Source organism: Occultella glacieicola (assembly GCF_004353825.1).
Lineage (GTDB): Bacteria > Actinomycetota > Actinomycetes > Actinomycetales > Beutenbergiaceae > Occultella > Occultella glacieicola.
Genome location: NZ_SMNA01000001.1, coordinates 427,186 through 452,971, shown reverse-complemented (window position 1 = coordinate 452,971; position 25,786 = coordinate 427,186). Strand labels below are relative to the sequence as shown.

Annotated in this window: 24 protein-coding genes; 12 read left to right on the top strand and 12 right to left on the bottom strand. The window is 71.8% G+C overall.

Features of this window, described 5'->3' with window-relative positions; all coding sequences use genetic code 11:
• Positions 1-242: 242 nt before the first annotated feature.
• From EXU48_RS02050 to EXU48_RS02040, 3 genes are all read right to left on the bottom strand, one after another.
• Positions 243-1,301, bottom strand: coding sequence for an IS110 family RNA-guided transposase (locus EXU48_RS02050; protein ID WP_235856785.1), 1,059 nt, complete (start codon positions 1,299-1,301; stop codon positions 243-245).
• 311 nt (positions 1,302-1,612) lie between these two features.
• Positions 1,613-1,930 carry a YciI family protein gene (locus EXU48_RS02045; protein WP_235856784.1) on the bottom strand — a complete coding sequence of 106 codons (318 nt, stop codon included), beginning with the start codon at positions 1,928-1,930 and terminating at the stop codon, positions 1,613-1,615.
• Positions 1,931-2,049: 119 nt separating this feature from the next.
• Entirely contained in the window at positions 2,050-2,757 is a 708-nt protein-coding gene (locus EXU48_RS02040) for a M50 family metallopeptidase (RefSeq protein WP_235856783.1), read from the bottom strand.
• Between the two features lie 213 nt (positions 2,758-2,970).
• Here EXU48_RS02040 and EXU48_RS02035 point away from each other — a divergent pair, with 213 nt between their 5' ends.
• Entirely contained in the window at positions 2,971-3,162 is a 192-nt protein-coding gene (locus tag EXU48_RS02035; protein ID WP_133105891.1) for a hypothetical protein, read from the top strand.
• A 77-nt stretch (positions 3,163-3,239) separates the two neighbouring features.
• Complete coding sequence (locus EXU48_RS02030; protein ID WP_133105890.1) at positions 3,240-3,761, top strand: hypothetical protein; 522 nt, start codon at positions 3,240-3,242, stop codon at positions 3,759-3,761.
• Between the two features lie 114 nt (positions 3,762-3,875).
• Here EXU48_RS02030 and EXU48_RS02025 read toward each other — a convergent pair whose 3' ends face one another.
• Positions 3,876-4,574 (bottom strand): hypothetical protein, encoded by a 699-nt coding sequence (locus EXU48_RS02025; RefSeq protein ID WP_133105889.1) that lies wholly within the window; start codon positions 4,572-4,574, stop codon positions 3,876-3,878.
• Positions 4,575-4,657: 83 nt separating this feature from the next.
• A complete protein-coding gene (locus EXU48_RS02020) occupies positions 4,658-5,626 on the bottom strand; it encodes a small ribosomal subunit Rsm22 family protein (protein WP_133105888.1) in 969 nt (322 codons plus the stop codon).
• A 138-nt stretch (positions 5,627-5,764) separates the two neighbouring features.
• Here EXU48_RS02020 and EXU48_RS02015 point away from each other — a divergent pair, with 138 nt between their 5' ends.
• The 4 genes from EXU48_RS02015 to EXU48_RS02000 are packed head-to-tail and all read left to right on the top strand — an operon-like array spanning position 5,765 to position 10,405.
• Positions 5,765-8,338 carry a circularly permuted type 2 ATP-grasp protein gene (locus EXU48_RS02015; protein WP_133105887.1) on the top strand — a complete coding sequence of 858 codons (2,574 nt, stop codon included), beginning with the start codon at positions 5,765-5,767 and terminating at the stop codon, positions 8,336-8,338.
• Positions 8,335-9,336 (top strand): transglutaminase family protein, encoded by a 1,002-nt coding sequence (locus EXU48_RS02010; protein ID WP_165962654.1) that lies wholly within the window; start codon positions 8,335-8,337, stop codon positions 9,334-9,336. Before EXU48_RS02015 ends, EXU48_RS02010 begins: the two co-directional genes overlap by 4 nt.
• Positions 9,337-9,382: 46 nt before the next feature.
• Positions 9,383-9,859: a PPOX class F420-dependent oxidoreductase gene (locus tag EXU48_RS02005; RefSeq protein ID WP_133105886.1), complete on the top strand. Its 477-nt coding sequence runs from the start codon at positions 9,383-9,385 to the stop codon at positions 9,857-9,859.
• Positions 9,860-9,871: 12 nt separating this feature from the next.
• The gene (locus EXU48_RS02000) at positions 9,872-10,405 is read left to right on the top strand and encodes an AAA family ATPase (protein ID WP_133105885.1); all 534 of its coding nucleotides are present in this window, start codon (positions 9,872-9,874) and stop codon (positions 10,403-10,405) included.
• Positions 10,406-10,463: 58 nt separating this feature from the next.
• On the opposite strand, the gene EXU48_RS01995 is transcribed toward EXU48_RS02000, so the two are convergent.
• From EXU48_RS01995 to map, 4 genes are all read right to left on the bottom strand, one after another.
• Positions 10,464-11,018 carry an isochorismatase family protein gene (locus tag EXU48_RS01995; RefSeq protein ID WP_133105884.1) on the bottom strand — a complete coding sequence of 185 codons (555 nt, stop codon included), beginning with the start codon at positions 11,016-11,018 and terminating at the stop codon, positions 10,464-10,466.
• Positions 11,015-11,152 carry a hypothetical protein gene (locus EXU48_RS24705; protein WP_207947583.1) on the bottom strand — a complete coding sequence of 46 codons (138 nt, stop codon included), beginning with the start codon at positions 11,150-11,152 and terminating at the stop codon, positions 11,015-11,017. Before EXU48_RS24705 ends, EXU48_RS01995 begins: the two co-directional genes overlap by 4 nt.
• Positions 11,153-11,222: 70 nt before the next feature.
• Positions 11,223-12,119 carry an aminoglycoside phosphotransferase family protein gene (locus tag EXU48_RS01985; protein WP_207947582.1) on the bottom strand — a complete coding sequence of 299 codons (897 nt, stop codon included), beginning with the start codon at positions 12,117-12,119 and terminating at the stop codon, positions 11,223-11,225.
• 124 nt (positions 12,120-12,243) lie between these two features.
• Positions 12,244-13,011, bottom strand: coding sequence for a type I methionyl aminopeptidase (gene map / locus EXU48_RS01980; RefSeq protein WP_133105883.1), 768 nt, complete (start codon positions 13,009-13,011; stop codon positions 12,244-12,246).
• 1,235 nt (positions 13,012-14,246) lie between these two features.
• Between map and EXU48_RS01975 the strand changes: the two genes are divergently transcribed.
• From EXU48_RS01975 to EXU48_RS01960, 4 genes are all read left to right on the top strand, one after another.
• Positions 14,247-14,705 (top strand): (deoxy)nucleoside triphosphate pyrophosphohydrolase, encoded by a 459-nt coding sequence (locus EXU48_RS01975; protein WP_133105882.1) that lies wholly within the window; start codon positions 14,247-14,249, stop codon positions 14,703-14,705.
• 68 nt (positions 14,706-14,773) lie between these two features.
• Complete coding sequence (locus EXU48_RS01970) at positions 14,774-15,385, top strand: TetR/AcrR family transcriptional regulator (RefSeq protein WP_133105881.1); 612 nt, start codon at positions 14,774-14,776, stop codon at positions 15,383-15,385.
• A 45-nt stretch (positions 15,386-15,430) separates the two neighbouring features.
• Positions 15,431-16,183, top strand: a complete 753-nt coding sequence (locus tag EXU48_RS01965; protein WP_133105880.1) for a DUF5995 family protein — start codon at positions 15,431-15,433, stop codon at positions 16,181-16,183.
• Positions 16,184-16,299: 116 nt separating this feature from the next.
• Positions 16,300-17,007, top strand: a complete 708-nt coding sequence (locus EXU48_RS01960) for a biliverdin-producing heme oxygenase (RefSeq protein ID WP_133105879.1) — start codon at positions 16,300-16,302, stop codon at positions 17,005-17,007.
• A gap of 8 nt (positions 17,008-17,015) precedes the next feature.
• Here EXU48_RS01960 and EXU48_RS01955 read toward each other — a convergent pair whose 3' ends face one another.
• Together EXU48_RS01955 and EXU48_RS01950 are read right to left on the bottom strand one after the other, a co-directional pair.
• Positions 17,016-18,899, bottom strand: coding sequence for an NHL domain-containing thioredoxin family protein (locus tag EXU48_RS01955; protein ID WP_133105878.1), 1,884 nt, complete (start codon positions 18,897-18,899; stop codon positions 17,016-17,018).
• A 56-nt stretch (positions 18,900-18,955) separates the two neighbouring features.
• Positions 18,956-19,975 carry an acyltransferase family protein gene (locus EXU48_RS01950; RefSeq protein WP_165962653.1) on the bottom strand — a complete coding sequence of 340 codons (1,020 nt, stop codon included), beginning with the start codon at positions 19,973-19,975 and terminating at the stop codon, positions 18,956-18,958.
• A 159-nt stretch (positions 19,976-20,134) separates the two neighbouring features.
• Here EXU48_RS01950 and EXU48_RS01945 point away from each other — a divergent pair, with 159 nt between their 5' ends.
• Positions 20,135-22,837, top strand: coding sequence for a lamin tail domain-containing protein (locus tag EXU48_RS01945; RefSeq protein WP_165962652.1), 2,703 nt, complete (start codon positions 20,135-20,137; stop codon positions 22,835-22,837).
• Between the two features lie 106 nt (positions 22,838-22,943).
• Here the strand turns inward: EXU48_RS01945 and EXU48_RS01940 are convergent, their stop codons facing one another.
• Complete coding sequence (locus tag EXU48_RS01940; protein WP_133105875.1) at positions 22,944-24,332, bottom strand: dicarboxylate/amino acid:cation symporter; 1,389 nt, start codon at positions 24,330-24,332, stop codon at positions 22,944-22,946.
• Positions 24,333-24,587: 255 nt separating this feature from the next.
• Between EXU48_RS01940 and EXU48_RS01935 the strand changes: the two genes are divergently transcribed.
• Positions 24,588-25,757, top strand: coding sequence for a winged helix DNA-binding domain-containing protein (locus tag EXU48_RS01935; RefSeq protein WP_133105874.1), 1,170 nt, complete (start codon positions 24,588-24,590; stop codon positions 25,755-25,757).
• Positions 25,758-25,786: the final 29 nt, after the last annotated feature.

Below are 25,786 nucleotides of genomic sequence, written 5' to 3'. Positions count from 1 at the left end.
GCCCGTCCCGTGTTGGTGGGGCGGGCGCCTCTGCTTCGTCGACGGTGTCGGTGGTGAGCGCGTCGTTGGCGACGCGCGGTCAGACTGATATGCGCGGGTTGGTTACCGCAGGACGGGGTGTTCGGCTGGAGCGGGCCGCGTGTCTAGGGTCGAGCGTCACCTGGCGGGACCGGGCTGCTCATAGTTGCGTCGCGGGTCGCTCCACGCGCTGCTTGCACCACGTTGGTCGGCGAAGCGGTGGGCTACTCCTCGAGAACGGCCAGGGACCAGCACCAGCCGGACAGCTCGCGGGCGATGGCGACGTTGGCGACCACGTGCCGCTTGCGGCGTTCGCGGAAACTGTTCCAGCGGGCGTGCAGGCGCCGGTTCCCGGCGTCTCCGCGGGCGCGGGCGGCCACTGGAGCCAGCTCCCATCGGTCTTGGATGGTCTTGCCGATGGCGTAGCGGGCGCGGTGGTGCCAGGCGGCCTCGACCAGCAGTCGCCGCAGGTGGGTGTTTCCGGTCTTGGTGATCGAGCCCTGTACCCGTGAGGCGCCGGAGTAGCACTCCGAGGGGACCAGCCCGACGAAGGAGCCGATGCTGTTACCGGTGAAGCGGTGCCAGTCGCCGACCTCGACCGCCAAAGCCAGCCCGGTTAGGTTGCTGATCCCTCGCAGACAGCCCAGTCGCCGCACAATCGGCGTGAACTCACTGTCCTGGGCCATCGCGATCGCTTCATCGAGTCGGTCCCGCCGCGCCTGCACCGTGAGCACGGCTTCGAAGTCGGACTCGAACGCCAGCTGCAGCGCCGGTGACTGGAAACGCTGCCGACGCAGCCAGGCCTCATGCGCCCCGGTCCAGGCGCGGCCTTCGGAGTAGACGAGGCCCTGACGCAGCAGCAGCTTGGAGAGTCGGTGCCGGGCCTGCATCAAGTCACCGCGGGCGTCCTCACGCGCCCGGACCAGATCACGGGCGGTCTCCTGATCCAGGGTCGGGACCCAGACCGCGGTGAACTCATCCAGTCGCAGCAGCCGCGCTAGGTGCACCGCGTCCCTGGCATCGGTCTTGACCCGGTCACCGCTGGGGCGCTGCAACTTCGAGGGCGCCACCACTTCACACCTGATCCCCGCCGCGGTCAGCGAACGGGACAGGCCGAAGCCAGTCGGGCCCGCCTCATAGGCCACCGCCACTGGGCCAGGCAGGTCGGCGAGCCAGGAGCGGATGTGCACATGCGACGGGGTCAGTCTGGACTGGATGAGCTCGCCCGTGACGCCGTCGATCGCTGCTGCAACGATCGATCGTGCGTGCACGTCGAGCCCCACGCTCGTACGCTCGGTAAACTCCGGGGCCTCCCACGAATGTCGGATAGGCCGAGCAGGCAGCCCCTACTCGGTAACCCACGAATCTCGTGAGCGAGGCCCCGGCCCGCACCCCCGTCACAGCGACCGGGTCGCTACATACCGTCTAGGCCGACGGGCCTGGGTTCCAAGTCCGCGCCCCACCACTGCTACGGGACGGGGACGGCCATGTTGGTATTGACATAGGGCATACCGCCGCCTATGTTGCGCGCGCAGATGTCGCCATCGAGCGACGGCCCGTAAGGGGCCCACCCGAATCCCCTCGACAAGTGAACTCAGTCGCCTGGCGGAACCTGGAAGGCCCTGACCTCGATCCGGCCGCCGAGGGCCTTCGATGCGCGCGCGGCCCAGTCAAGGGCGGTCTGCTCATCGGCCACGTCGATGATCCAGAAGCCGCCGAGGTACTCGGGGGCATCGACGAAGGGGCCGTTGACGGTGTTCAGCGACTCGCCGGTGTTGTCGACCGTCATCGCGCTCGATGGCGGCATCAGCCCGCCGGCGAAGACAAAGGCGCCGGTCGACGTCAGCTCCTCGATGATCGCACCGGTGGCAGCCATGGCTGCCTCCAGCTCGGCCGGGTCCATGGTCTCCATGGTCGGCTCCTCGTCGGAGTCGTGCGGAACGGACAGCAGAAATTGGCTCATGCCCAGTTGGACCGTCCCGGACGTGGAAACTCATCGGCCCGCCCGCGGCGTCGATCGGAAGGGCCGCGTCAACCGCGAAGCGCGAGCACCTCGACCGCACACACCCAGGAGGCAGCCGCGCAGACCAGCAGGAACGTGAGGTTCCACAGCGCCTTCGGCACCCGGGTCAACGAGGCCAAGACCGCCGGGTCGCTCGACCCGCCACGATCGCGCAGCACCGCGCCGACGTGCCGCCACGCGCCGACCACGAGCACCAGGCCGGCGCCGATGAGGACCTGCTGCTGAAGCGCGTCGGTGCGCCACCACCACAAGGCTCCGGTGCCGGCGATCACGCCGATCATCACCACGGCGGTCAGGAGCGATCGGACTCGGATCAAGGAGAGGACGAGGATCAGAAGCACCGCGGTCAGGACCGGCGCGGCCCAACCGCGTGCGGCGGCCCAGACCATGAGAGTGCCGACGATGGCGGGTGCCGGGTAGCCGGCCCAGGTGCTCGCCGCTCGCCCGAAGCCGCGGCTGGGACCGCGGGTCACGGCGTGCCCGGACATGTCCGCCCGGAGCACGAACCCGGTGAACTGGCGGCCGAACACGACGCCCACCAGGGCGTGCCCGAGTTCGTGCACGAGGGTCACGCCGAGGCGCGCCACGTTCCACGCCGGACGGATCACCACCACCGCGAGCGCGATACCGAGCACGAGGTACAGCGACCGCACGTCGAGCGCGACGGCAGCGGCCGAGGGCAGCACCCGCTGCCCGAGTTCATCCCAGAGATCCACGGATGCGAGGGTACGGGTGATTACTGACCGGACCGCACAATGATCCATAGGATTCGGGCACCCACCCTGCTTCAGAGGGACTCATACGATGGCCAAGATTCCGCCGATGGTCCGGCCGCCCCACGTGTCCGTTCAGGCAGCGATGGCTGAACTCGCCGCCGCGCTCGCGTCGTCCGCGATGGAACACCGGCCCCAGGCAGGAGGCACCCGTCGATGAGTGACCGACTGTTCGAGCTGCTCGTGGACACCATGACGGGCCGGGGGGTGTCACTCCACGAGCGTGACGTCGAACGGACGGAGGTTGTGATCGATGCGCTCGACGGCGAATCACTGCCGGCACCTGTGCGGTTCGTATTCCCGAGGAGGAACTCGCGGCCTTCGTCGCTCTGCTCCGCCCTCATCTGATCACGCCTCCCGACGAGAGCGCGCCCGAGCCGGTCGACTACCTCCTGGGCGAACTCGTCGACGATCTCAAGGAGTCGGTGCGGGCCTCGCTGCCGCTCTCGCCCGAGCGCCTCAGCTTTCGTCGCGGCAAGTTCGTCTACCAATTGCCACCGAGCGAGATCGTCGAACTCGCGCAGGCCTATGCCACCAACGTGCGAACGGACACCCACGTCGAGCCGTTCGAGCTGGACCCGTTGTTCCGGGTCCCGGACTACGCCCTGTGCGCCGACGACCCGCTGCCGCTGCTCGACGCGATCCTTGAACATGAGTCGGGCGACGAGGTCATCGTGGGCAACCTCGGTGCCGGGGTCCTTGAGGATCTGCTCAACTGCCGGCGCGACCTCTGGCCGCAGATCGACGATCGCGCCCGGCGCGAGCCGGTCTGGGCGGCGGCTGCATCCGGTAGCTGGCTGTCCGGGTACCTGCACGACCAGCTTCCTCGAAACCTCGCAAGCCTCGTCACCCGACTCGACATCGACGACGGCGCAGCGCCACGACAGCGTCCGAACCGACCACGACGGCCCTCGAAACGTCAGAACCGCAAGGGCCGGAGTCGGTAGGCCGCTAGCGCGCCCGAGGGTACGGCCAGTGCCAGACGGCGCGGCGCATCTGATGCGAACCGCCGATCACCGCGCACGGGACCCGCACTTCGAGTCAGGGGACCCGGTCGGGGCTCAGCGGGCCGTGGTCACCACCGCGTGCCACTGCTGCGGGGTCAGCGGGGCCGGCTCGGTGGTGGCCAGGCCCGCCCGGTCGCGGGCCATCTCGATCACGTCGGCGAGCAGGGCCCGCAGCCGGTTGGCCGGGTCCGGGACGCAGGCCTCGGCGATGCCGCGGACGGCGACCTCGACGATCACCTGGGCGGAGGACTGGTTCACCGGGCCGGAGCCCATCCGGGCCGCGAACGCCAGGCCCCACCGCTTGGCGTCGGCGTAGGTGTCCAGTTCCAGGGCGGCGTTGCGCATGACCTCCGCGGCGGCGCGGGTCCGGTAGGCGTCGACCAGGCCGAGGGTGCGCAGCATCCCGACGGCCAGGCCCCGTTGCCGGTCCATCGACGCCACCGGCAGCGCGTGCATGGCGGCCACCAGGGCGACCTCGTCCTCGAAGCCGGGCCCGAGGGCGCGCAGCCCGATCACCGACGGGATCAGCGGGGCGAGCGCGGGCCGGTGGGCGTCCGGGGTGAAGTCGTTGACCAGGCGCGCCAGGTGCGCGAGCGACTCGTCGGTGCAGGCCGGTGAGTCGGTCCAGGGCTCACCGGCGAGGTAGGACGCCAGCTCCATGAAGCAGGCGCCGCGGCGCGGATTGCGGTGTTTGCCCCGGGCGAGCATCGGCAGCACATCGGGGACCGGATCGGGAACTCGGCTGGCACTCATGTGCCCCACCTCCAGTGGCGATCGTGACCTCCATCATCCGCCACTTCCGCCGCTCGTGCCAGTGGTTTCCGGTCCTCGAGGACTCAGCCCCAGCCCTCACCCCACGCCACCCGGCGGGCCGCCTTGTACTCGGCGCCCTGCTTCTTCGAGACGGTCACCCCGGCCGCGGTCCCGTCGGCCCGGCACAGCTCCAGGCGCACGTGCCCGGGCCGGATCTGGGGGTGCCGCAGCACCCGGGCGGCGGGCCGGGCCACGGGCAGCCGGGTGGCGGCCACGTAGGAGAACTTCTCGTCCTCGTAGTCGCGGCTGCCGCCCTTCGCCTCCCGGTGCGCGACCGTCCGTTCGAGACGGGCGACGGCGTGGCACCAGTCGTCGCCGGCGAGCGGGCACGGTTCGTGGTGCGGGCACGGCGCCGCGAGCGTCAGTCCCGCGGCGAGCAACTGCTCGCGCGCGGCGAGGATCCTCCGGTACCCGGCCGGGGTGCCGGGCTCCACCACGACGACCGTCGGCGCGGCCGCGACCAGCTCGGCGACCACCGCCGCGCGAGCGGCGTCGTCCAACTCGCCCAGCACGAAACCGCACACCGCGAGATCGACCGCGCCTCCGCCGTCGGGCACGGGGTTGCCGCCGAGGCGGCGCTGGGTGGCGACCAGGCGCGGTCCGGCACCGGCGAGCAGGCGCTGCGCCAGCGCGAGGGCGTCGGCCGAGTAGTCGACCAGGCGGAGTTCGTCGATGCCGTCGAAGGCGTCCGCGACCGCGGCGCTGACACCGCCGGTGCCGCAGCCGAGGTCGAGCACGCGGCGCGGGTCGAGGTCGGGAACGCTCAGGCGGACCTGCTCGACGGCGGCGCGGGCGGCCGCGTAGGTCGCCGGCATCCTGGTCAGCACGTACGCCGCGGCCCGCAGCCGGGAGTCGATGATCGGTGCGGTGGCCGCGTGGTCGGCCAGGTACCGGTCGCTCAGCGACCGCGCGGCCGCGGCGACCTTCGACGCGGGGTGCTCGGCCACCACGGCGTCGATCGCGGCGGCGAGCGGGGCGGGCAGGCGGTACACGGGGCCAAGTATGACCCGCAACCACCTCGTGGGCGTCCGTGTCAACGCGAGGTAAATTCTCGGCGCTGCACCACTGCGGGTCCTTTACTTAGGGCATAGGATCGGCTCGGTTCATTCCCGCGACCGAGGACGGCGACCGTGACCGATCTGCTGGCCAGCTACCGTGCCGGTGGTCCGGGGCACGACGAGATGCTGCAGTCCAGCGGCGCGGCCCGGGCGGCGTGGGACCAGCTCGCGGATCTGGCCGGGGTCGGGTCCTGGGAGCAGCTGGCCGGCCGCCGGGCGGACGTGCAGGCGCTGCTGGAGGACCATGGCGTCCGCTACGGCGCGGACCCGCAGGACCGGCCCTGGCTGCTCGACCCGCTGCCGGTCCTGCTGGACGAGGTGGAGTGGGCCGGTCTCGAGGCGGCGCTGCGCCAGCGCGCGCACCTGTTGGACGCGATCGTGACCGACCTGTACACCCAGCGCCGGCTGCTCAGCTCCGGCGCCCTCCCGGCCGAGATCGTGCTGGCCCACCCGGGCTTCCTGCGGGCCGCGGACGGCATCACGATCCCGGGGCCGCACCAGTTGTTCCTGCACGGCGCGGACCTGGCCCGCAACGCGGACGGCTCCTGGCTGGTCCTCGCCGACCGCACCCAGGCACCCACCGGTCTGGGGTTCGCGATGGAGAACCGGCGGGTGATCGCGCAGGTGCTCGCCGGCCTGTACCGGCAGGCCCGGATCCGCAGGCTCGGGCCGTTCTACCACGCCATGCGGCTCGCCCTGCATGACGTGGCACCGCCCTCGGCCGGGGACGCGCCGCGGGTCGCCCTGCTCACCTCCGGGCCGCGCTCACGGACCACGTTCGACCAGGGCTACCTGGCCACGATGCTCGGCTACCCGATGGTCGAGGGCGAGGACCTGGTGGTCTCGGACGGGCGGCTCTGGCTGCGCTCCCTCGACGAGCCGGAGCCGGTGGACGTCCTGATCCGCCGGGTCGAGGGCGCCTACTGCGACCCGCTCGACCTGCGCGGCGACTCCAAGCTCGGGGTGCCGGGACTCGTGCACGCGGCCCGCTCCGGCGCGGTGACCGTGGTGAACACCTTCGGCAGCGGCGTGCTCGAGAACCCGGCGCTGCTCACGTACCTGCCGAGGCTGTGCCGGGAGCTGCTCGGCACCGACCTGCTGCTCGGGTCGGCGGTCACCTACTGGTGCGGCAAGCGCAGCATGTGCTCGCACGTGATCGCGAACCTGGACCGTCTGGTGCTCAAGACGACCGAGTCCGGTGGGCCGGAGTACAACGGGTGGGAGCTGAGCGTCGGCGAGCGCGCGGACCTGGCCGTGCGGATCTCCGCCGAGCCGCACCGGTGGGTGGGACAGGAGCCGGTGGACGCCTCCACCACGCCGTCGGTGGGCGCCGGCGCGCTCGAGGCCCGTTCCACCGTGCTGCGTACGTTCGCGGTGGCGCGGCCGAGCGGCTACCAGGTGCTGTCCGGGGCGCTGGCCCGGGTGACCCCCGAACACGCCCAGACGGTGGCCCGGGTGACGCTCGGGGCCGTGGCCAAGGATGTGTGGATCCTGTCCGCCGAGCCGCAGCCGATCAGCGACCCGTGGCTGCGGGACGGCGCGCCGGACGGTCCGCGCCGGCCCACCGCGAAGTCGATCTCGGCGGGCGCCGCGGAGGACCTGTTCTGGTTCGGACGCTACGCCGAGCGGACCGAGGCCACGATCCGCCTGGTCCGGGCGGTCACCGACCGGTGGGACGACGACCACCTCGCCCCCGGCAGCCACGGCGGGCAGGCGCTGGCGGTGCTCACCGCCGCTCTCGAGCAGGTCACCACGACCGGGAGCCTGTCCGAGCTCGTGACCGACGCCGCCCGCCCGGGCACCGTGGCCTACGCCGTGGACGCCATGACCCGGTCCGCGACCGCCGTGCGCGACCAGTTGGCGCCGGACACCTGGATCGCGATGGGGTCGATCGAGCGCGCCCTGAACCGCGAGCGCGCCCGCCGTTCCCAGCTGGGTTCCTCCGACGGCGGTCTCGGCCCGGTGCTGACCCGGGCGCTCGAGGGGTCGCTGGCCCTGGCCGGCATCGGCGCGGAGTCGATGGTCCGCGACGTCGGCTGGACCCTGATGGACATCGGACGCCGGATCGAGCGTGCCCAGCAGCTGGTCCGCACCCTCCTGGCCACCGTGACCACGCACCGGGACCCGGCGGTCGACTCGCTCGTGCTGGAGTCCCTGCTGATCGCGCACGAGTCCGTGATCACCTACCGGCGCCGGTGGCAGACCCACGCCCGCCTGGACACGTTCTGCGAGCTGCTGCTCCTGGACGAGCGGAACCCGCGCTCGCTGGCACACCAGGTGTCCCGGATCGGCGCCGGGTTCGCGGCCCTGCCGACGCCCGCGCCGCGGGTGCTGGCCCGCGACCGGCTGCTCGCGGACCTGGTCGACCTGCTCGCCGAGTTCGACCCGGTGGCCGCCGTCGCCCCGGACGGGAGCGGGGCCAGGCCCCGGCTCGCCGAGGCGCTGGAGTCGCTGCGCTGGCGCCTCGAGGAGCTCGGCGCGGAGATCGCGAAGGCGCACTTCGCCCGGCCGATGCCGGCCGAGTGGCTCGACGCGGCGGGCACCTGGGTACCGCGAGCCGACGAGACCGACCGGCCCGGCGCCGTCGGGCCGGATACGAAGCCGCCCGACGGCGCAGGTTCCGCCGCGTACGGGAGCGCGCCGTGAGCAGGGCGCACCAGGGCGACCTGCACTACCGGCTCACCCACACGACCACCTACACCTACCCGGAGGAGGTCACGGCCTCCTACGGGCGTGCGCTGTTGCTGCCGCGCCGCGGCGCCGGGCAGCAGGTGCACGCGAGCGGGCTGGTGGTCGAACCCGGCGCGGACGTGGTCGCCGAGCACAAGGACTGGGGCGGCAACCGTTCCACCTACTTCCACGTCACGCAGCCGCACCGGCGGCTGCGGGTCACGGGCCACTCGGTCGTCTCGACCGGGCGCCGCCGGGCGGATCCGGCCCGGCTGCCCCCGGTGCCGTGGGAGCAGGTCGCCCAGCAGGTGCGGACGCTGCGGCCGGTGGCCCCCGGGGACCCGATGGGCGGGCCGGGTGCGGCGGTCTCGATCGCGGAGTCCCGGCTGGCCTCGCCGATGGTCGAACTGAGCGAGGAGGTGCGCGAGTACGCGTTGCCGTCGTTCGAGCCGGGCCGCCCGGTGGCGCAGGTGGTGGCCGAGCTCGCCACCCGGATCCACACCGACTTCACCTATCGCCCGGGCGCGACGTCGGTGTCCACCACGCTGCCGGAGGTGCTCGCCGGGCGGGCCGGGGTGTGCCAGGACTTCGCGCACCTGCTGATCGGCTGCGTGCGCTCGATGGGTCTGGCCGCCCGGTACGTGTCCGGCTACCTGGAGACGATGCCGCCGCCCGGCCGGGAGAAGCTGCGCGGGGTGGACGCCTCGCACGCGTGGGCGTCGGTGTGGCTGCCCGGCGGGGGCTGGCTGAACACCGATCCCACGAACGACCAGTTCATCGACGCCCGGTACGTGGTGCTCGGCTGGGGCCGGGACTACCGGGACGTGTCCCCGCTGCGGGGCATCGTGTTCACGCCGGGATCGGGGTCCACGCTCGAGGTGGGCGTGGACCTGTGGCCGATCGAGCAGACGGACCTGGCCGACGCCGTCGCCGAGGTGGAGACGCTGGTCGCCCCGACGACGGCACTGGTCTGATCGCCTACGTTGGTCCCGACCGCCGCAGCTGACCCGAGGAGTCCCCGTGCCCCAGATCGCCACGAACACCACCGTCTCACGCACCGAGCTCGAGGACTTCGTCCGGACCCGCCACCAGGGCATCCTGCTCACCACCCGGGACGACGGCAGCCCGCAACTCTCCCCGGCCACCTGCGGCCTGGACACCGGCGGCCGGCTTGTGATCTCGACGTACCCGGACCGGGCGAAGGCCGTGAACCTGCGCAAGCGGCCGGCCGCGTCGGTGTGCGTCCTGTCCGAGAAGTTCGGGGACGCCTGGGTGCAGGTCAACGGCACAGCCGAGGTCATCGACCCGCCGGACTCCGTGGAGCCGCTGGTGGAGTACTTCCGGTGCATCTCCGGCGAGCACCCGGACTGGGACGAGTACCGCGAGGCGATGCGCCGGCAGGCGAAGTCGCTGATCCGGATCACGATCGAGACCTGGGGTCCGATCGCCACCGGCGGGTTCCCGGCGCGCCTGGTGGGGCCGGGCGACGGCGTGTGAGGATCGCCCATCATGACCGGGCCCACCTTGTTCCTGACGGTCGGCTTGCCAGGCTGCGGGAAGACGACCGCAGCACGCCGGTTCGAGGTCGAGCACGAGGCGATTCGACTGACCAAGGACGAGTGGATGAAGGCGCTCTACGGCGCCGAGAATCCGTCGTCGGCCAGCGACGTCATCGAAGGCCGGCTCGTGGCGATCGCGCTGCGCGCCGTGCGTCTCGGAGTCAACGTCGCACTCGATTTCGGTCTCTGGAGCCGTGCCGAACGATCGGCTCTGCGGTACGCCGGGGACCAGGCAGGCGGCTCCGTGGTCCTGTGGTACGCCCCGATCGGCGTGGAGGAGCAGCGACGACGCCACGACCTCCGACTCGCCTCGGACCCTGGCTCGACGTGGCCGATATCCGAAGCCGAACTGAGGGACTGGGCAAGCCGCTTCGACGTGCCGACACCAGGAGAACTGAACGGCACTGAGCCGATCGATTCACCGCCGACCGGCTTCGCCTCGTGGGCGGAGTGGATGCAGCACAGGTGGCCCTCGAGGGTCTGACCGCCACCCCCGGCCCCGTCGACCGAGGTCCGCTGACCGAGCCCGTCCGGCGCAGACGTCAGCGGTCGAACGTCACGTCCTTCGTGGCCGTGACCTCGGCGACCCGACCCGGTGCTCGCTGGCTGCGCCAATAGAGGTTGGTGTGGGCGATCACCTGCGCCGGCGGCGGCGCACCCCACGAGCTCAGATCCGCGGCGGCGTGGGCATCCTCGACGAGCGTCACGTCATACCCTCGGACGAGGGCGCCGTGGATCGTGGACCGGACGCACGCATCGGTGTGGGCCCCGGTCACCACCACCCGGCCGACTCCTGCCGCAGCCAGGGCCTCCTCCAGGTCGGTGTCCTCGAACGAGTCCTGGTAGGTCTTGTGGACGAGGGTCTCCGACTCCTCGCGGACCAGTTCCGGGATGTACTCCCAGGCCCGGCTCCCCCGCGGCGTGTCCGCACCGGAGTCCTGGATCCAGACGACCGGCGCACCCGCGCCGCGGGCGCTCTCCACGAGGGCGCCGATGTTCGCCACCACCTCGGCACGCCGATGGAGCCCGGCCACCACCCCGTTCTGCATGTCGATCACCAGCAGCGCGGTGTTGGGCCGGGCCGAGAGTGTGGTCATCGGGCCACATCCGCATCGGAGAACCGCTGGCGGATCGGCCGGGCCGGGATCATCGGCGCGGTGACCAGCGGCCGCAGGAACACCACCCGGCCGAAGGCGGGGATCGGGTGGACGGCGGTCGGATCGGGTGACATCGTTCCTCCTTCTGCGGGTGTGCTCGGCCGGGCGAGCCCTCGACGCAAGGGCAAGTTCCGCCGTCGGGCGTCAGCGTCGCACGCCGTCTGCGAGCACCTGCTCGACGGCGTGGGCCGACTGGCGCACGATGCCGGGGTTCGTCTCCCAGTAGTAGGGCAGGGCGATGACGGCCTGGGCGAGGGCCCAGCCACGCCCGCGCAGCCAGGACGCGTCGTCGACGCCGAGGGCGTCGCGGTAGGCCCGGCGGCTCTCGCCGCCGAACACGCTCCAGGCCGGCTGCAGGTCGCATGCCGGGTCGCCGACGTTGAGGGCGCCCCAGTCGATCACGGCGTCCAGCCGGCCGTCCACGGCGATCAGGTTCCCGGGGAGCAGATCCCCGTGGACCCAGACCTCGGGCTCGGCCCAGACGTCCGCGGCCAGGGACTCGTCCCAGGAGGCCAGGGCGGCGGTGGCGTCGATACGGTCGCCGAGCTGTGTGAGCGCCGCCCGGAACCCGTCGTCGGACTCGGCCAGCGGTCCGCCGCGCCATCCGGGCCGACGCTCATGCGCGTCGGCGGTGTCGATGCCGCGCAGCGCGGTCACGAACTCGGCGAGGTCATGGGCGGCGCGCACCGGGTCGGTGGGGGCGCGGTGGGCGCTCGAGGCGCCGTGCAGCCAGGTGCAGACCGACCACACGTGGGCGAATCCCTCCGCAGGTTCCCCGAGGCCGACCTGCTCGGGGACCCGCAGCGGCAGCACCGGCGCGAGCCGCGGCAGCCACACCGACTCGGTGAGGGCCTGGCGGGCGGACCACTCGGTGCGGGGCAGCCGCACCACGAGGTCGGCCCCGAGGCGGTAGATGTCGTGGTCGGTGCCGTAGTGCTCGACCGGCCGGATCGGCAAATCGGCCCACTCGGGGAACTGGGCGGCGAGCAGGCGACGGACCAGCGACTCGTCGGTGGGGGCCTGGCCGGGGTGCATGCTCATCGGCGCCATCCTGCGCGACCCTCGATCACCCGGCAAGGGTAAATCGGCCGCTCCCGACCGGTGGGAGTGCTGTTCTGGCTGCCACAACAGCACTGTCGCCGTGTGCGCGGCCGGAGCCGGGCGGTCAGTCGCGCGCGGTGAGGACGACCGGGCCGTCCGCGGTGACCGCGATCGTGTGCTCGCTGTGCGCGCCGCGGGAGCCGTCCTTGGAGCGCAGCGTCCAACCGTCCGGGTCGGTGTAGATCTCGTCGGTGCCGAGCATGAACCACGGCTCGATGGCGATCACCAGCCCCGGGCGCAGCGGCATGCCCCGGCCGGCCCGGCCCGCGTTCGGCACGTGCGGTTCGCCGTGCATGGTACGCCCGACCCCGTGGCCACCGAAGTCGGTGTTCACTCCGTAGCCGTTCGCGGCGGCGACCTCACCGATCGCGGCCGAGATGTCGCCGAGCCGGTTGCCGACCGTGGCCGCGTTGATGCCGGCCTCGAGGGCGAGCTCGGTGGTCTTGATCAGCCGCAGGTCCTCGTCCGCCGGCGTGCCGACCACGATGCTGAGCGCGGAGTCGGCGACCCAGCCGTTCACGCTGACGGCGAAGTCCACGGACAGCAGGTCGCCGTCGCGCAGGGTGTAGTCGTGCGGGAGCCCGTGCAGCACCGCATCGTTGACCGAGGTGCACAGCACCTTGCCGAACGGGCTCGCCCCGAAACTCGGGTGGTAATCGATGTAGCACGACTCGGCGCCGGCGTCGCGGATCATCCCATGGGCGAGTTTGTCGAGCTCCAGAAGGTTGACGCCGACACCGGCCGCCTCCTGCAACGCGGTGAGCACACCTGCCACGAAGGAACCGGCCGGTCGCATCGCCTCGATCTCGGCGGGAGTCTTGAGTTCGATCACGGCTCCACCCTAACGGCGTCCGGGGGACGGACCCCGCTTCGTGGCGAACGTCTCACCGCGGATGGGTGTGTCGGTGCGTGTGTGGCACCGCGGACCCGTCAAGATGGAGGGGCAAAGCAAAGGCCCCTCGGAGTAAGCGTCCGAGGGGCCTTGCTTGTACCGGGGCGATGAGCGGCTGGGGATGAGCCCGCCGGCTGCGCCTGCCTGAGCAGTGAGCCTTCCCTGGTACAGGTACCCGATCCGGGCCGTGCGATGCGGGTGTCATCCACACCCCCGATCCGTGGACCAAGTCCACCGACCGGTTCATCGTCGGGATCCGCTCCGGGCATCGAGTCCGCTGATGCGGGTGTGTGGGTCCCCGGCGTCCCAGGGTCACACGGTTGCGTCGTTGCCGAGCCGAAACTCCTGCGACGACGCGGTGCGCACGGTCCCAGCGTCCCAGGATCCGCACTCTGTCCGGATCAAGGTCCATCCTGACCCCGCGGTGTTCGGATTCGGGTCTCCCCGATTCCTCACTTGCTAGGGCCCGGGCTGTCCGGGATCCGTACAGTCGGCGCTGCTGGTTGTGCATCCGAGCCCTGCTCTGTGGATAACGGGTCTCCCCGCCGTCCGAGCCTGCAAGGACATCATTGCCTTTCCAGTACCGCCTACCGCCCCATCGAACGGTTGACCCGTCCGGTGGTCCGACCGCTTCGGCTGAACTCCGCCACATCAGTGCCGGCCCGTCTTCCCTGACGTCCCCTGGGATCACTCCCGGTTCTGCCCTGGATCTCGAACCCGCATCCGATGAGCCTGTGCTCCTCCTCTGCGACCGAGTCGGTGAACTCGATGGGTTATGTCTAGTCACGTCACTGACCGTTCGCAAGGGGTTCACCGAGCTTTCTTTTATCCCCAGTTGACCCACAGCTCGTTCCACAGGTTCACCTGCGGTTATGCCGGTTGTGCACACAGGTGTGGATCAAATTTGTGGATAACCCGGGCATCGACGGCGCCGTGGGACCCACCCGGCGCTCCGTTCCGGGGGCCGCCGGCACGGGCATCCGCTCGCCGGCCGGACCCAGGGTCCGGACACCCACCGGACACGTGCTCGCCACCGTGGCGTCGTTCGCTCGTCGCCCACTGGTTCCACACGCTCGTCGCCTACTGGCTCCACAAGCGTCACCTGCGCAAACGCCGGCGATACACACACCTGTGCACAAGGTCTGTGGATAGGCGGGGTCGATACGATGGCGGACATGACGTCAGCCCCTCGCTCCCTCGTGGTCGCCGCCGCGATCCTCGACGACCTCGACGCGCCCGCCCGCCTGCTCGCAGCCCGCCGGAGCGCTCCGAAGTCGCTGGCCGGCCAGTGGGAGTTCCCCGGCGGGAAGGTCGAACCCGGTGAGGACGACCTGGAGGCCCTGCGTCGGGAACTACGGGAGGAACTCGGCGTGGAGGTCGCGATCGGCACCGCCGTCCCCGGGCCGGACGGCCCCGACAACACGGACTGGCCGATCCTGCACGGACACCGGATGCGGGTCTGGCTGGCCAGGATCACCGACGGCGACCCCGCTCCGCTCGCGGACCACGACGAGTTGCGCTGGCTGGACCTCAGCGAGGTCGACTCGGTCACGTGGCTGTCGCTGGACGTCCCGATCGTGCGGGCCGTCCTGGACGCGGTCGACGAGATCGCCCGCCTCGACAGCGTCGACTGATCCCGGCAGGACCACCCGGTTTTACGACCGATTGGGTTCTGATGTCACGAAGTGGCATGATGGCGGCCGTGCCCAAGATCATCGGTTCCACCCTCGCCGAACACCGTGCGCATGTGCGCACCAAGCTCTTCACCGCGCTGTCGCAGCTCATGGCCGAGGCGGGTTTCGACTCCGTCAGCCTGGCGGACATCGCGGCCCGGGCCGGCGTCGGGCGCACGTCGGTGTACAACCACTTCCCCGACAAGGAATCGCTGCTGATCAGCTTCATCGAGCACGAGACGTCCCACTTCGTGGCCGAGCTGACCGCGGCACTCGCGCAGGTGGACGACCCGCACGAGCAGTTGCGTGTCTACGTACGCGAGCAGATCAGCCTCAAGCGGGTCTACCACCTCGCTCCGGGGCCGGACCTGCGCTCGGTGGTCTCCCACGAGACCGGGATGCGGCTGCGGGAGCACGTGATCCAGGTCGAGGTGCTGCTGCGTCGGATCCTCGAGGCGGGCATCGCCGACGGATCTCTGCCCGACCAGGACGTCTCCGCCGTGGTCCCGCTGATCAACTCGTGCCTGTCCGGTCGCACCTTTCCCGATTCCGGCCCCGACCGCGAGCGGGCGATCACCGCCACCGAGTCGTTCGTGCTGCGCGCCGTCGGGCTGTCCGAGGACGCCCTCCAACCCGCCTAGACATTCGCCGGACCGGAACGGCCCTGCAGGACTACCGTCTGGCGCATGGGCTGGTTCTCCGACCTGCTCGGCGCAGCCAGGGATCGCCTGCGCCGCCGACGCCGCGAACCGGCGCCCGCCGAGCAGCACCCGGACATCGAGTCCCTGCTCGTGCACCTGGACCTGCTCGGCTCCGGCTTCCCCACGGGCGACGGCGTCGGTGCCTTCCACGCCATGTACCGGCGGGTCACGGCGCTCGTCGGCGACGAGATCACCGCGGGCCGCTTCGCCGACCGGGAGTTCCTGACCCGCCTGGACGTGGTCTTCGCCGGCTACTACCTCGAGGCGGCGTCCGCGCCCTCCCCGAACCGCGCCTGGGCGCCGGTGTTCGCCGATCGCGCCGACTCCCGGCGCGCTCCCATCCAGTTCGCCCTGGCCGGGATGAACGCCCACATCAACCACGATCTCGGCCTCGCGGTCGTGCGCACCTGCCGTCAATTGGGCCTGACCCCGGACAGTCCGGGCGTGCGGGCCGACTACCGGAGGGTCACCGACGTCCTCGCCCTGGTGCAGGAGGAGGTCCGCCAGTCCTTCCTGAGCGGCCTCGCCCTCGAGGCCGACCGCCGGTTCGCCCCGGTCGCGAACCTGATCGCCACCTGGAGCATCGCGAAGGCGCGGGAGGCGGCCTGGGCGAATGCCGAGGTCCTCTGGGAACTGCGCGGGTCCGGCTCGGTGGAGGCCGCCTATCTGGACTCCCTCGCCGGATCGGTCGGCATGGTCGGGCGCTACCTGCTCACCCCGGTCACCGACCTGGTCTGATCGGGCGGACCTCCACATGGTTGCCCTCGACGCCCCGTTGGCCCACACTTGCGAAGTTAGGTAAGACTCACCTATCTTGGGATATCTTCCTGACACATCGTCGCGAAAGTTGTCACATGACCCTCAGTCCCACCCAGGCCGCCGCCGACCTCGACGAGCCCGCGAGCCTGCTCCTGCGCTCGGCCACGCGGGACGCCCACGAGCGCGCCGAGTCCACCGGCTTCGTGCAGAACCTCATGGGCGGCCACCTCGACGTGGCGGCCTACGCCGCCCTGGCCGTCCAGCATCGCGCGATCTACGCCGCGCTCGAGTCCGCCGGCGACCGTGTCCGCAGGACACCCACCGGCGCCGGGCTCGTCTTCGACGAGCTGCGCCGGGGGGACGCCCTGGCCACGGACCTCGCGTTCCTCATCGGGGCCGAGCACGCCCGGCGGGTCACGATCCTGCCAGAGACCCGTCGCTACGTGGACCGCCTCGAGGGGCTGGGCGAGGACGTGGTCGGCTACCTCGCGCACGCCTACACCCGCTACCTCGGCGACCTGTCCGGCGGTCAGGTGATCAAGCGGATGATGCAGCGTCACTACGGGCTCGCCGAGGACGGCCTGGCGTTCTACACGTTCGAGCAGATCGAGAAGATCCCGCCGTTCAAGGACCGCTACCGGGCCGCGATGGACGCCCTGCCCCTGACCGGCTCGGACCGGGAGCGCCTGGTCGCCGAGGCCCGCCTGGCCTTCGACCTGAACGCCGAGGTGTTCGGCGCACTCGGCCGGTTGCACCGACCGGAACCCTCGGTGCCCTCGGGACTGTCGGCGCCCTCGGCCTGAGGCGGCCGTCAGCCGAACAGCGGCAGGCTGAGCTCCGCGACACCGTCGGGGCCGACCCGCACCGGGATCCCCCAGTCCTGCTGGGCCAGGTGGCAGGCGGGGAACTCCACGGCGGGGTCGGCGTCACAGGACGCGGCCTGGGCGGTGACGTGCAGCACGCCCTCGCCGGGTCCCAGTGTGAGGCTGCGGCTCAGGTCCGTGGCGATCCCGGCGCCCTCCCGCAGCAGCGACGTCGGGGTCGCGGAGACACTGACCTGCGTCGACGGCCCGAACCGGTCGTCCAGCTTGCGACCGGCCGCCGGGGTGAACACCACCGAGAGCTCGAGGCGAGGACCGACGTCGGTGACCGGCCGCTGCGTGCGGTGAGCGCCGCCGTCGTGCGTCGTGCCAGTGTCGACCCTGCCGGCCTCCCCGAGCGGCACCCGGGTGAGCCGGTGCGCGGTGGACTCGACCACGAGCAGGTGCGCGCCGCCGTCGACGACGAGCAGTCCGGACGGTTCGGCGAGGTCGCGGGCGAGCGTGGTGACCTGCTCGGTCGCCGGGTCGTAGCACCGCACGGCGCCGTTGTAGGTGTCGGCGATCGCGACCGTGCCGTCCGGGAGCAGGCACACGTCGAGCGGGTGCTGCAGGAGCGCGTCCGCCGCCGGCCCGTCGACGTGGCCGAACTCGAACAGACCCTGCCCGACGGCGGTGCTCACGTCCGCGTCGAAGCCGCCGGTGAAGTGCACGAGCCGGAGGGCGGACGTCTCCGCGTCCGCCACCCAGACCCGGCCGTCGTCGTCGGCCGCCAGGCCGGACGGCTGGGCGAACCAGGCCTGCCGGATCTCCCCGCTCACCAGCCCCTCGTTCATGGTGCCGCCGACGTGCCACACGTGGTCCTGCTGGTCGTCGAACTCCCAGAGGGTGTGGGTGCCGGCCATCGCCACGAGGAAGCCGCCGATCCGCGGCACCCAGGCCACGTCCCAGGGCGAGGAGAGGTTCTGCAGGCGGGCGCCGGAGACGCCGTCGCGGGGCTCATCGGTGTTGTCCGGGGCGCCGACCCGGTAGGGGCGTCCGGTGCCGGCGACCGTGCTGACCTGCCCGTCGGATAGCCGCACGCCGCGCAGCCGGTGGTTCACGGTGTCGGCGACGATCACGTCGTAGCCGCTCCATGCGCGCAGCTCCTCCGGGACCAGGCACAGCCCGTTCGGCTCGTTGAACCGTGCGACGTCCGCCGGGCCGTCCGCCGCCCCCCGCTCACCGGAACCGATCCTGCGGACGAACGTCTCGCCGTCGGGCTCGAGTTCGACCAGGCTGTGGTGGCCGGCGTCCGCGACGAGCAGGTTGCCGCCCGGCAGCTCGATCACCTTCGCTGGGAACCGCAGCGTGCCCGACGGCGGTGCGGGCGCCACGTACGGGCCGTCGCCGGCGTGCAGGGTCCCCTTCGCGTCGTGCTCGGCGATCAGGTCGGCGATCAGGACCTCCAGGTTCGGGGCGTGCCCCTCCCCCGCCATGTGGGCGACGATGTAACCCTCCGGGTCGATCACGACGAGGGTCGGCCACGCGCGCGCCGTGTACGCGGACCAGGTCACCAGCTCGGGATCGTCGAGGACCGGGTGGGCCACGCCGTACCGCTCCACGGCGGCCACGAGCGCGTCAGGGTCCGCCTCGTGGACGAACTTCGGCGAGTGCACGCCGACGATCACGAGGCTGTCCCGGTGCCGCTCCTCGAGGTCGCGCAGCTCGTCCAGGACGTGCAGGCAATTGATGCAGCAGAACGTCCAGAAGTCGAGGATGACGATCTTGCCGCGCAGGTCCGCGAGGGAGATCTCGGCGCCGCCGGTGTTCAGCCAGCCGCGGCCGACCAGTTCGGAGGCACGCACACGGGGCGTGCGGGGGGTGCGTTCGCTCACCGCTCGAGCCTAGATCGCATCCCTGGGTGCCCGTGACGGGCGCGCCCTCGCGCGCGTCATCCGGAGACCGTGACCACCTCCATGTCCTCACGTGGCGCGAGGTGTGGTCGGTCCCAGAGCCAGGTGAGACGGCGGGTGAGGCGCCGCACCCCCAGCGGGACCAGCACCGCCACCGCCGTCAGGAGCAGTGGCAGGGTGAGGTCGAGCACCCGCGACTCGGCGATCCGGGCCGCGACGGGCGCGAGCAGCAGGCACAGGCCCAGGATCACGTAGAAGTGCACGAGGTAGACCTCGAGGGTGCGCCGACCCAGGGCCCGGAGCCAGTCCAGCGCTGCGACGCGGCTCAGGGCCACCGCGAGGGCGCACCCGGCGAGCACGGCGAGCGCAGCCAGGGTGAGCCGCACGAACGGGGCATCCTTGACACCGTTGAGGTCGACCAGCATCGCGGCGCTCCCGTACATCGTCAGGGCGAGCAGCGGGTGCCACCACCGCACCCGCGGGGCGAGCGCACGCACCCGGGGGCCCAGATGTACGGCCACCAGGAACCACACGAAGCCGCGGCCCATGCGGTCCACCGCGCCGTTGGTGGCGTCGAGCAGGCCGACGTCGAACGCCACCGCCAACGCGGCGGCAAGTCCGATCTGGAGTGCCGTGGGCAACCGACGCAACGCCCACGCCAGCAGGAAGTACAGCGCCAGCGCGTACACGTACCAGGTGTTCTGGTTGGGCGAGAGGAACAGCAGGACGAGTTCGTCCGGCCGTTGCCCGATCCTGCTCGTGCCGAGCGGGGGCGCCGCGTAGAAGGCAGCGAACCAGATCACGCTCCAGAGCACGAAGAGCCAGAGCAGCCGCGCCACCCGAGTGCGCCACAGGGCGCCGAGGCTGGCGCGCAGGGCCTTCGCCGCGAACAGCCCGGAGGTGAAGAAGAAGAACGGCATCCGGAACGTGTCGAGCAACGCGGCAAGGTCTCGCCACTCCTGCACCAGACCGAGGCTCGCGGGAAAGACGACGGCGTGGAACGACACCACCAGGACGATCGCGATGCCCTTCGCGAGGTCCACCCAGTCTTCCCGCACGCCTGGCAGCATGCCACTCGGTTGCGTCGACCGCCTCCACCGCGCCGGTCGGCCGCCGCCACCCGAGTCCCCGCGGTCATCCGCAGAACCCCGGCCGTTCACCGGGCGTTCGCCTGTGCCCGCAAGGATCGGCGCACCCCCAACACCATAGGAGAACCCGTGCGTCGACCCATCCCCGCTCCACTTGCCGCGGCCGGCGCCCTCGGCCTCGGCCTCGGCGCCGTGCTCATCGCGCCGGCCGCGGCCCAGGCCGCCGAGACCGACATCCGCATCAACGAGGTGCAGTCCAACAGCGCCGACGACGCCCCCGACTTCGTCGAACTCACGAACGTCGGCACCGACCCGGTCACGGTGACCGGCTGGATCCTGCGCGACGACAACGACTCGCGCACCCTGGCGCTGCCCGACGTGACGATCGCACCGGGCGGGTTCTACGTCATCGAGCCCGACTCCGGCGAGAACGGCTTCGGGCTCGGCAGCGACGACATGGCCCGGCTCTACCTGGCCGACGGCACGACCCTGATCGACTCCTACACCTGGACCGCGCACGCCTTCAGCGAGGGGCGCGTGCCGGACGGCACCGGCGACTTCGTCGACACCGAGCCCACGCCGGGCGCGGCCAACGTGGTGCGCGAGCTGCCCGAGTTCTACGACGCGGACTCCCCGGTCGTCGTCAACGAGGTCATGTCCGACGACCCGGACGGCGGCGAGGACTGGGTCGAGCTGTACAACACCGGTGCCGAGGCCATCGACGTGTCCGGCTGGATCCTGCGTGACAACGACCCCCTGAGCGAGCTCCCGATCGCGCCCGGGACCGAGATCGCGCCCGGCGCCTTCCTCGTGGTCGAGACGAACGTGACCGACGCCGGCTTCGGGCTGGGTTCCAACGACGAGCTCCGGATGTACCTCCCCGACGGGCTCGGGCTGGTGGACTCCTACGCCTGGACCGACCACGCGTTCGCCGAGGGCCGCCTCCCGGACGGCACCGGCGTGTTCGCCGACACCACGCCGACCCGCGGTACGGCGAACGTCCCCCGGCCGCGCACCCACGCCGTCGTCATCAACGAGGTGGAGTCGAACGGCGACCCGCGGGGCGACTGGGTGGAGCTCGCCAACACCGACCTGGCGCAGACGGTGGACGTGACCGGCTGGACCCTCGTCGATGCGGACCCGGAGCACGAGCCGATGGTCCTGACCGGCGAGATCGAGTCCGGCGGCTACCGCGCCTTCCTCACCGAGCCGCACTTCGGGCTCGGCGGCGCGGACAGCGTCACCGTGCGGGACGAGACCGGCGCGGTGGTCGACTCCGTGGCCTGGGCGACCCACGCGCCCGCCACGGTCGGGCGCTGCCCGGACCCGACCGGCCCGTTCGGGGACACCTCCGAGGGCACGTTCGAGCTCGTCAACGCGTGCGAGGACATCACCGAGCCCGAGGTGGTCGCGTCGCCGTGGCCGTTCGGGAACGACGTGCGAGAGGCCGTCGCCCCGGACACCTGGGGCGAGGACATGTCCGGCCTGGACCTCGGCGCCGACGGCACCGTCTACGCCGTCAACAACGACAACGGCGAGATCTTCGAACTCGCCGCACCTGAGGCGACCGGTGGGCTGTACGCGATCGCGCAGTCCTGGGTGCCGACCTACCCCGAGGGCACGGGCACGCCCGACGCCGAGGGCCTGAGCGTGGCCGGCGACGGCGCGATCTTCCTCTCGACCGAGCGCAACAACGACGCGAGCGGCACGAGCCGGCCGTCGGTGCTCCGAGTGGAACTGGGTGCCTCGGGAGCCTCGGACACGACCCACGAGTGGAACCTCACCGCGATCACCGGGGCGCTGGGCGCGAACGCCGGCCTGGAGGGGATCGAGTGGATCTCCGACGCCGACGCCACGGCACTCGGGGTCCGCGACGCCGACGGGGCGACGTACGACCCGGCCGCCTTCGGCGAGCACTTCGGCGGGATCTTCGCCGTGGCCGTCGAGCAGACCGGCGCGGTGCACCTGGTGGTACTCGAGTCCGACGGCGATGCGACGCTCCTGCAGACCGCGCAGGCGTCCGAGTCGGTGCCGGTGCTCATGGACCTGGACTGGCGGGCCGGGGCCAACGAGCTCTGGGGTCTGTGCGACGAGGCCTGCGACAACCGGACCTCGGTGTTCGCGTTCGTCGACGGCCTGCTCGCCTGGCAGGTGGACCACCACGCGCCGACCGGGATGAACACGTCGTACACGAACGAGGGGCTCGCGTTCGTGTGGTGCTCGGCCGACCCGGACGCGGCGCCGACCACCCTGTGGATCTCCGACACCGCGCACGACGGCGTCTCCCTGCGGGTGGCCGACGGTGCGGCGTGCGTCCCGGCCGGCCCGGGCGACCCCGACCCGACCGACCCCACGGACCCGGCGCCGACCGACCCGGCCCCGGCGGCACCATCCGCCGATGACCTGACCGAGGACAACCGGGGCGACCTCACCGGCCCGGAGACGGCGGAACCGGGCGAGACCGTCGTGTTCACCCTCCCGGGTGGCGCGGGCACGGCCGTGCACGTCTGGATGCTCTCCGACCCGGTGCTGCTGGCCAGCGTGACGGTGAACGCCGATGACACCCTCGAGGTGACCATCCCCGCGAACGCGCCGGCCGGGCCGCACCGGATCGTGGTCCAGGCGCAGGACGGGACGGTGCTCGGCTGGGCCGAGCTCGAGGTGCTGGCCGCGGACGGTGGCTTCGGCGGCCCCGGTGTCGGCCCCGGTGGCCTGGCCGCGACCGGGGTCGAGCCCGGCGTCACGGGCGTCGCTCTCGCCGCGCTCGCGTCCGTGCTGCTCGGCGGTGTGGCGCTGGCCGCGCGTCGCCGGATGGGCTCCGGCCGAGCCTGACCGGCGGTCGGGCCGGTCGGCGCACCATCGGCCGGTCCGACCATCCCTATGACGAACGCGCCGGCCCGGTCGGGATTCCCCGACCGGGCCGGCGCGTTCCGTCGGGTCAGCGGGTGCCGGCCAGCTCCGGCTCGGCGGCTGCCTCCTCGTCCTCGGTGAACAGGTCCTCGGCGTTCGCCCGTCGGTACTGCTCGACGTCGAGGATGCCCTCCCGCTTGGCCACGATCGCGGGCACGAGCGCCTGGCCGGCGACGTTCACGGCGGTCCGGCCCATGTCCAGGATCGGGTCGATCGCGAGCAGCAGACCCACCCCGGCGAGCGGGAGCCCCAGCGTGGACAGGGTGAGGGTCAGCATCACGAGCGCGCCCGTGAGACCCGCGGTCGCGGCCGAGCCGACCACGGAGACGAACGCGATCAGCAGGTAGTCCGTGATCGACAGGTCGATGCCGTAGAACTGGGCCACGAAGATCGCCGCGATGGCCGGGTAGATCGCCGCGCAGCCGTCCATCTTCGTGGTCGCGCCGAGTGGCACCGCGAACGACGCGTACTCGCGCGGCACCCCGAGGTTGCGCTCGGTGACCCGCTCGGTCACCGGCAGGGTGCCGATCGAGGAACGGGAGACGAAGCCGAGCTGGATCGCCGGCCAGGCGCCGCGGAAGTAGCTGAGCACGGACAGCCCGTTGGCGCGCAGCAGCACCGGGTAGAGCACGAACAGCACGAGCGCGAGGCCCACGTAGATGGCCACGGTGAACGTGGCGAGCGGGGCGAGCAGGTCCCAGCCGTAGGTCGCGATGGCGCGGCCGATGAGCCCGAGGGTGCCGAGCGGCGCGAGGCGGATGATCCACCACAGCACCTTCTGCACGATCGCGAGCGCCGAGGCGTTGAACGTGAGGAACGGCTCGGCCTTGCTGCCGGTGCGCAGCGCCGCGAGGCCGACCACGAGCGAGACCACCACGATCTGGAGGACGTTGAAGCTGACCGAGATCGAGCCGTCCCCGCCCGCGGAGGCCCCGAGCCCGAGAACGTTGCCGGGGATCAGCCCGGTGAGGAAGTCCAGCCAGCTGCCCGTCCGGCCCGGATCCTCCGCGGCGTCGGCTCCGATCGAGGTGTTCTCCCCGGGCCGCAGGATCAGGCCGAGTGCGATCCCGATGGCCACCGAGATCAGCGCGGTGATGGCGAACCAGAGCAGAGTCTGCCCGGCGAGGCGGGCCGCGTTCGTGACCTTCCGCAGGTTCGCGATGGACGCGACGATCGCCGTGAACACCAGGGGTGGGACGATCGCGCGCAGCAGGGTCACGAACGACGATCCGATCGTGCTGAGCGTCTCGGTGAGCCAGTTCGGCGCCTCCTCACCGTTGGCGTCGGTGACGGGACCGATGGTCAGTGCGAGCCAGCCCAGCGCGACGCCCAGGACGAGGGCGATGACGATCTGGGCGCTGAACGAGGGGAACCGGAGCCGCCGCTTGGCCTGCGGCTCGGATGTGCGGGTGGTCATGACGGGCGAGGACCTTTCGGGTGGGCGACGGGCGACCGCGGTCATCGCACGGTCGAGCGGGTCGCGGGACACTCGCCACGGGATCGTTCCGCAGCCGTACGACTCCGCGACCGCGTGTCATCGTGCCGCCTCCGCCGACGAGTCGAGTCGCACGCCCACGAACTTCCACGATGTGAGACGGAGCGGCTCCGTTCGGCAACGAGTCGCCACACGGGTCTCCCGCCCGCGGTCCCGGCTGCGCCATAGTGGGTGCCCATGGTGACGACGCGCGAGTGGGTGCTGCGCCGACGGATGGCCACCCAACGGTTGACCTCGCCCGGTCTGCCCGACGCCGTGGACGCGGTCCGGCTGCTGACCTGCGTCCAGGCGCAGGAGGCCCCGAACGCCCTGTGGTCGGTCGGGATGCGCACCAGGGGCGCCACCGACGACGGGATCCGCGCCGCTTACGACGCGGGCGCCTTCCTGCGGACCCACATCCTGCGGCCCACCTGGCACTTCGTGGCACCCGAGGACCTGCGTTGGATCCTCGGGCTGACGTCGCCCAAGGTGCTCTCCGGCATGCGCGGCCACTTCGCCAAACTCGGTCTCGACACGGAGGTGGCCGCCCGCGGGGCGGACGTGTTCCGGAAGATCCTCGCCGGGCGCACCGCGCTGACCCGCCGGGAGATCGCCCCGCACATGCGCTCCGCCGGCCTGCCGGACAAGGGGCTGCCGCTCGGGGACCTGCACCTGATGAACGAGCTCATGGGCGTGATCGTGAACGGGCCGATGAAGGGCGCCCAGCACACGTACCTGCTCGTCGACGAGATCCTGCCGCCCGAGCCCGAACTCGAACGGGACGAGGCCCTCGGCGCCCTGGTGCACCGGTTCTTCGCTGGGCATGGTCCAGCCTCGATCAAGGACCTGACCCGCTGGGCCGCCGTGACCCAGGCCGACGTGCGGCGGGGCCTGGACATCGTCGGCGATGCGCTGGAGTCGGTGGAGGTGGACGGGACCACCTTGTGGTTCGACCCCTCCGTTCCGGCGCGGACCGCCCCGGACGCGCCACGCGCGCACCTGCTACCGACCTACGACGAGGCGACCCTGACCTATCCGGCACTCGGGTTCCCGGTCGCCGACGGGCATCCGCGCGGGCCGGAGGCGGACCCCTGGATCGACCCGTACGCCTCGACCGTGGTCGTCGACGGGCTGAACGCCGGCACCTGGAAGCGGGCCCCGGGCCGCGGCGTCGCCCGCATCGAGCTCAAGCTCGCCTCGAGTCTGACCGCGGAGCAGACGGCGGCCGTCGAGACCGCGACCGACCGGCTCGCCACCTTCCTCGGCGCACCCCGGGAGGCCTTCGATCCGCGACGCGTCGAGGCGAGCGGGAAGAACCTCGGAAAGAATTCTGGCCGAGGTGTCGATCCGGGCACCCGTCGTTCGTAGCAGGGGTGAGAGGCAGGCCACCAGGGCCC

Coding starts and splice junctions, on each gene's coding strand:
- EXU48_RS02045 (WP_235856784.1), bottom strand. CDS start 1,930: ATGGAGACCATGGACCCGGCCGAGCTGGAGGCAGCCATGGCTGCCACC.
- EXU48_RS02025 (WP_133105889.1), bottom strand. CDS start 4,574: ATGAGTGCCAGCCGAGTTCCCGATCCGGTCCCCGATGTGCTGCCGATG.
- EXU48_RS01985 (WP_207947582.1), bottom strand. CDS start 12,119: ATGAGCATGCACCCCGGCCAGGCCCCCACCGACGAGTCGCTGGTCCGT.
- EXU48_RS02035 (WP_133105891.1), top strand. CDS start 2,971: ATGAGTGACCGACTGTTCGAGCTGCTCGTGGACACCATGACGGGCCGG.
- EXU48_RS01935 (WP_133105874.1), top strand. CDS start 24,588: ATGGTGACGACGCGCGAGTGGGTGCTGCGCCGACGGATGGCCACCCAA.
- EXU48_RS01995 (WP_133105884.1), bottom strand. CDS start 11,018: ATGACCACACTCTCGGCCCGGCCCAACACCGCGCTGCTGGTGATCGAC.
- EXU48_RS02000 (WP_133105885.1), top strand. CDS start 9,872: ATGACCGGGCCCACCTTGTTCCTGACGGTCGGCTTGCCAGGCTGCGGG.
- EXU48_RS01960 (WP_133105879.1), top strand. CDS start 16,300: ATGACCCTCAGTCCCACCCAGGCCGCCGCCGACCTCGACGAGCCCGCG.
- EXU48_RS01975 (WP_133105882.1), top strand. CDS start 14,247: ATGACGTCAGCCCCTCGCTCCCTCGTGGTCGCCGCCGCGATCCTCGAC.
- EXU48_RS24705 (WP_207947583.1), bottom strand. CDS start 11,152: ATGTCACCCGATCCGACCGCCGTCCACCCGATCCCCGCCTTCGGCCGG.
- EXU48_RS01965 (WP_133105880.1), top strand. CDS start 15,431: ATGGGCTGGTTCTCCGACCTGCTCGGCGCAGCCAGGGATCGCCTGCGC.
- EXU48_RS01940 (WP_133105875.1), bottom strand. CDS start 24,332: ATGACCACCCGCACATCCGAGCCGCAGGCCAAGCGGCGGCTCCGGTTC.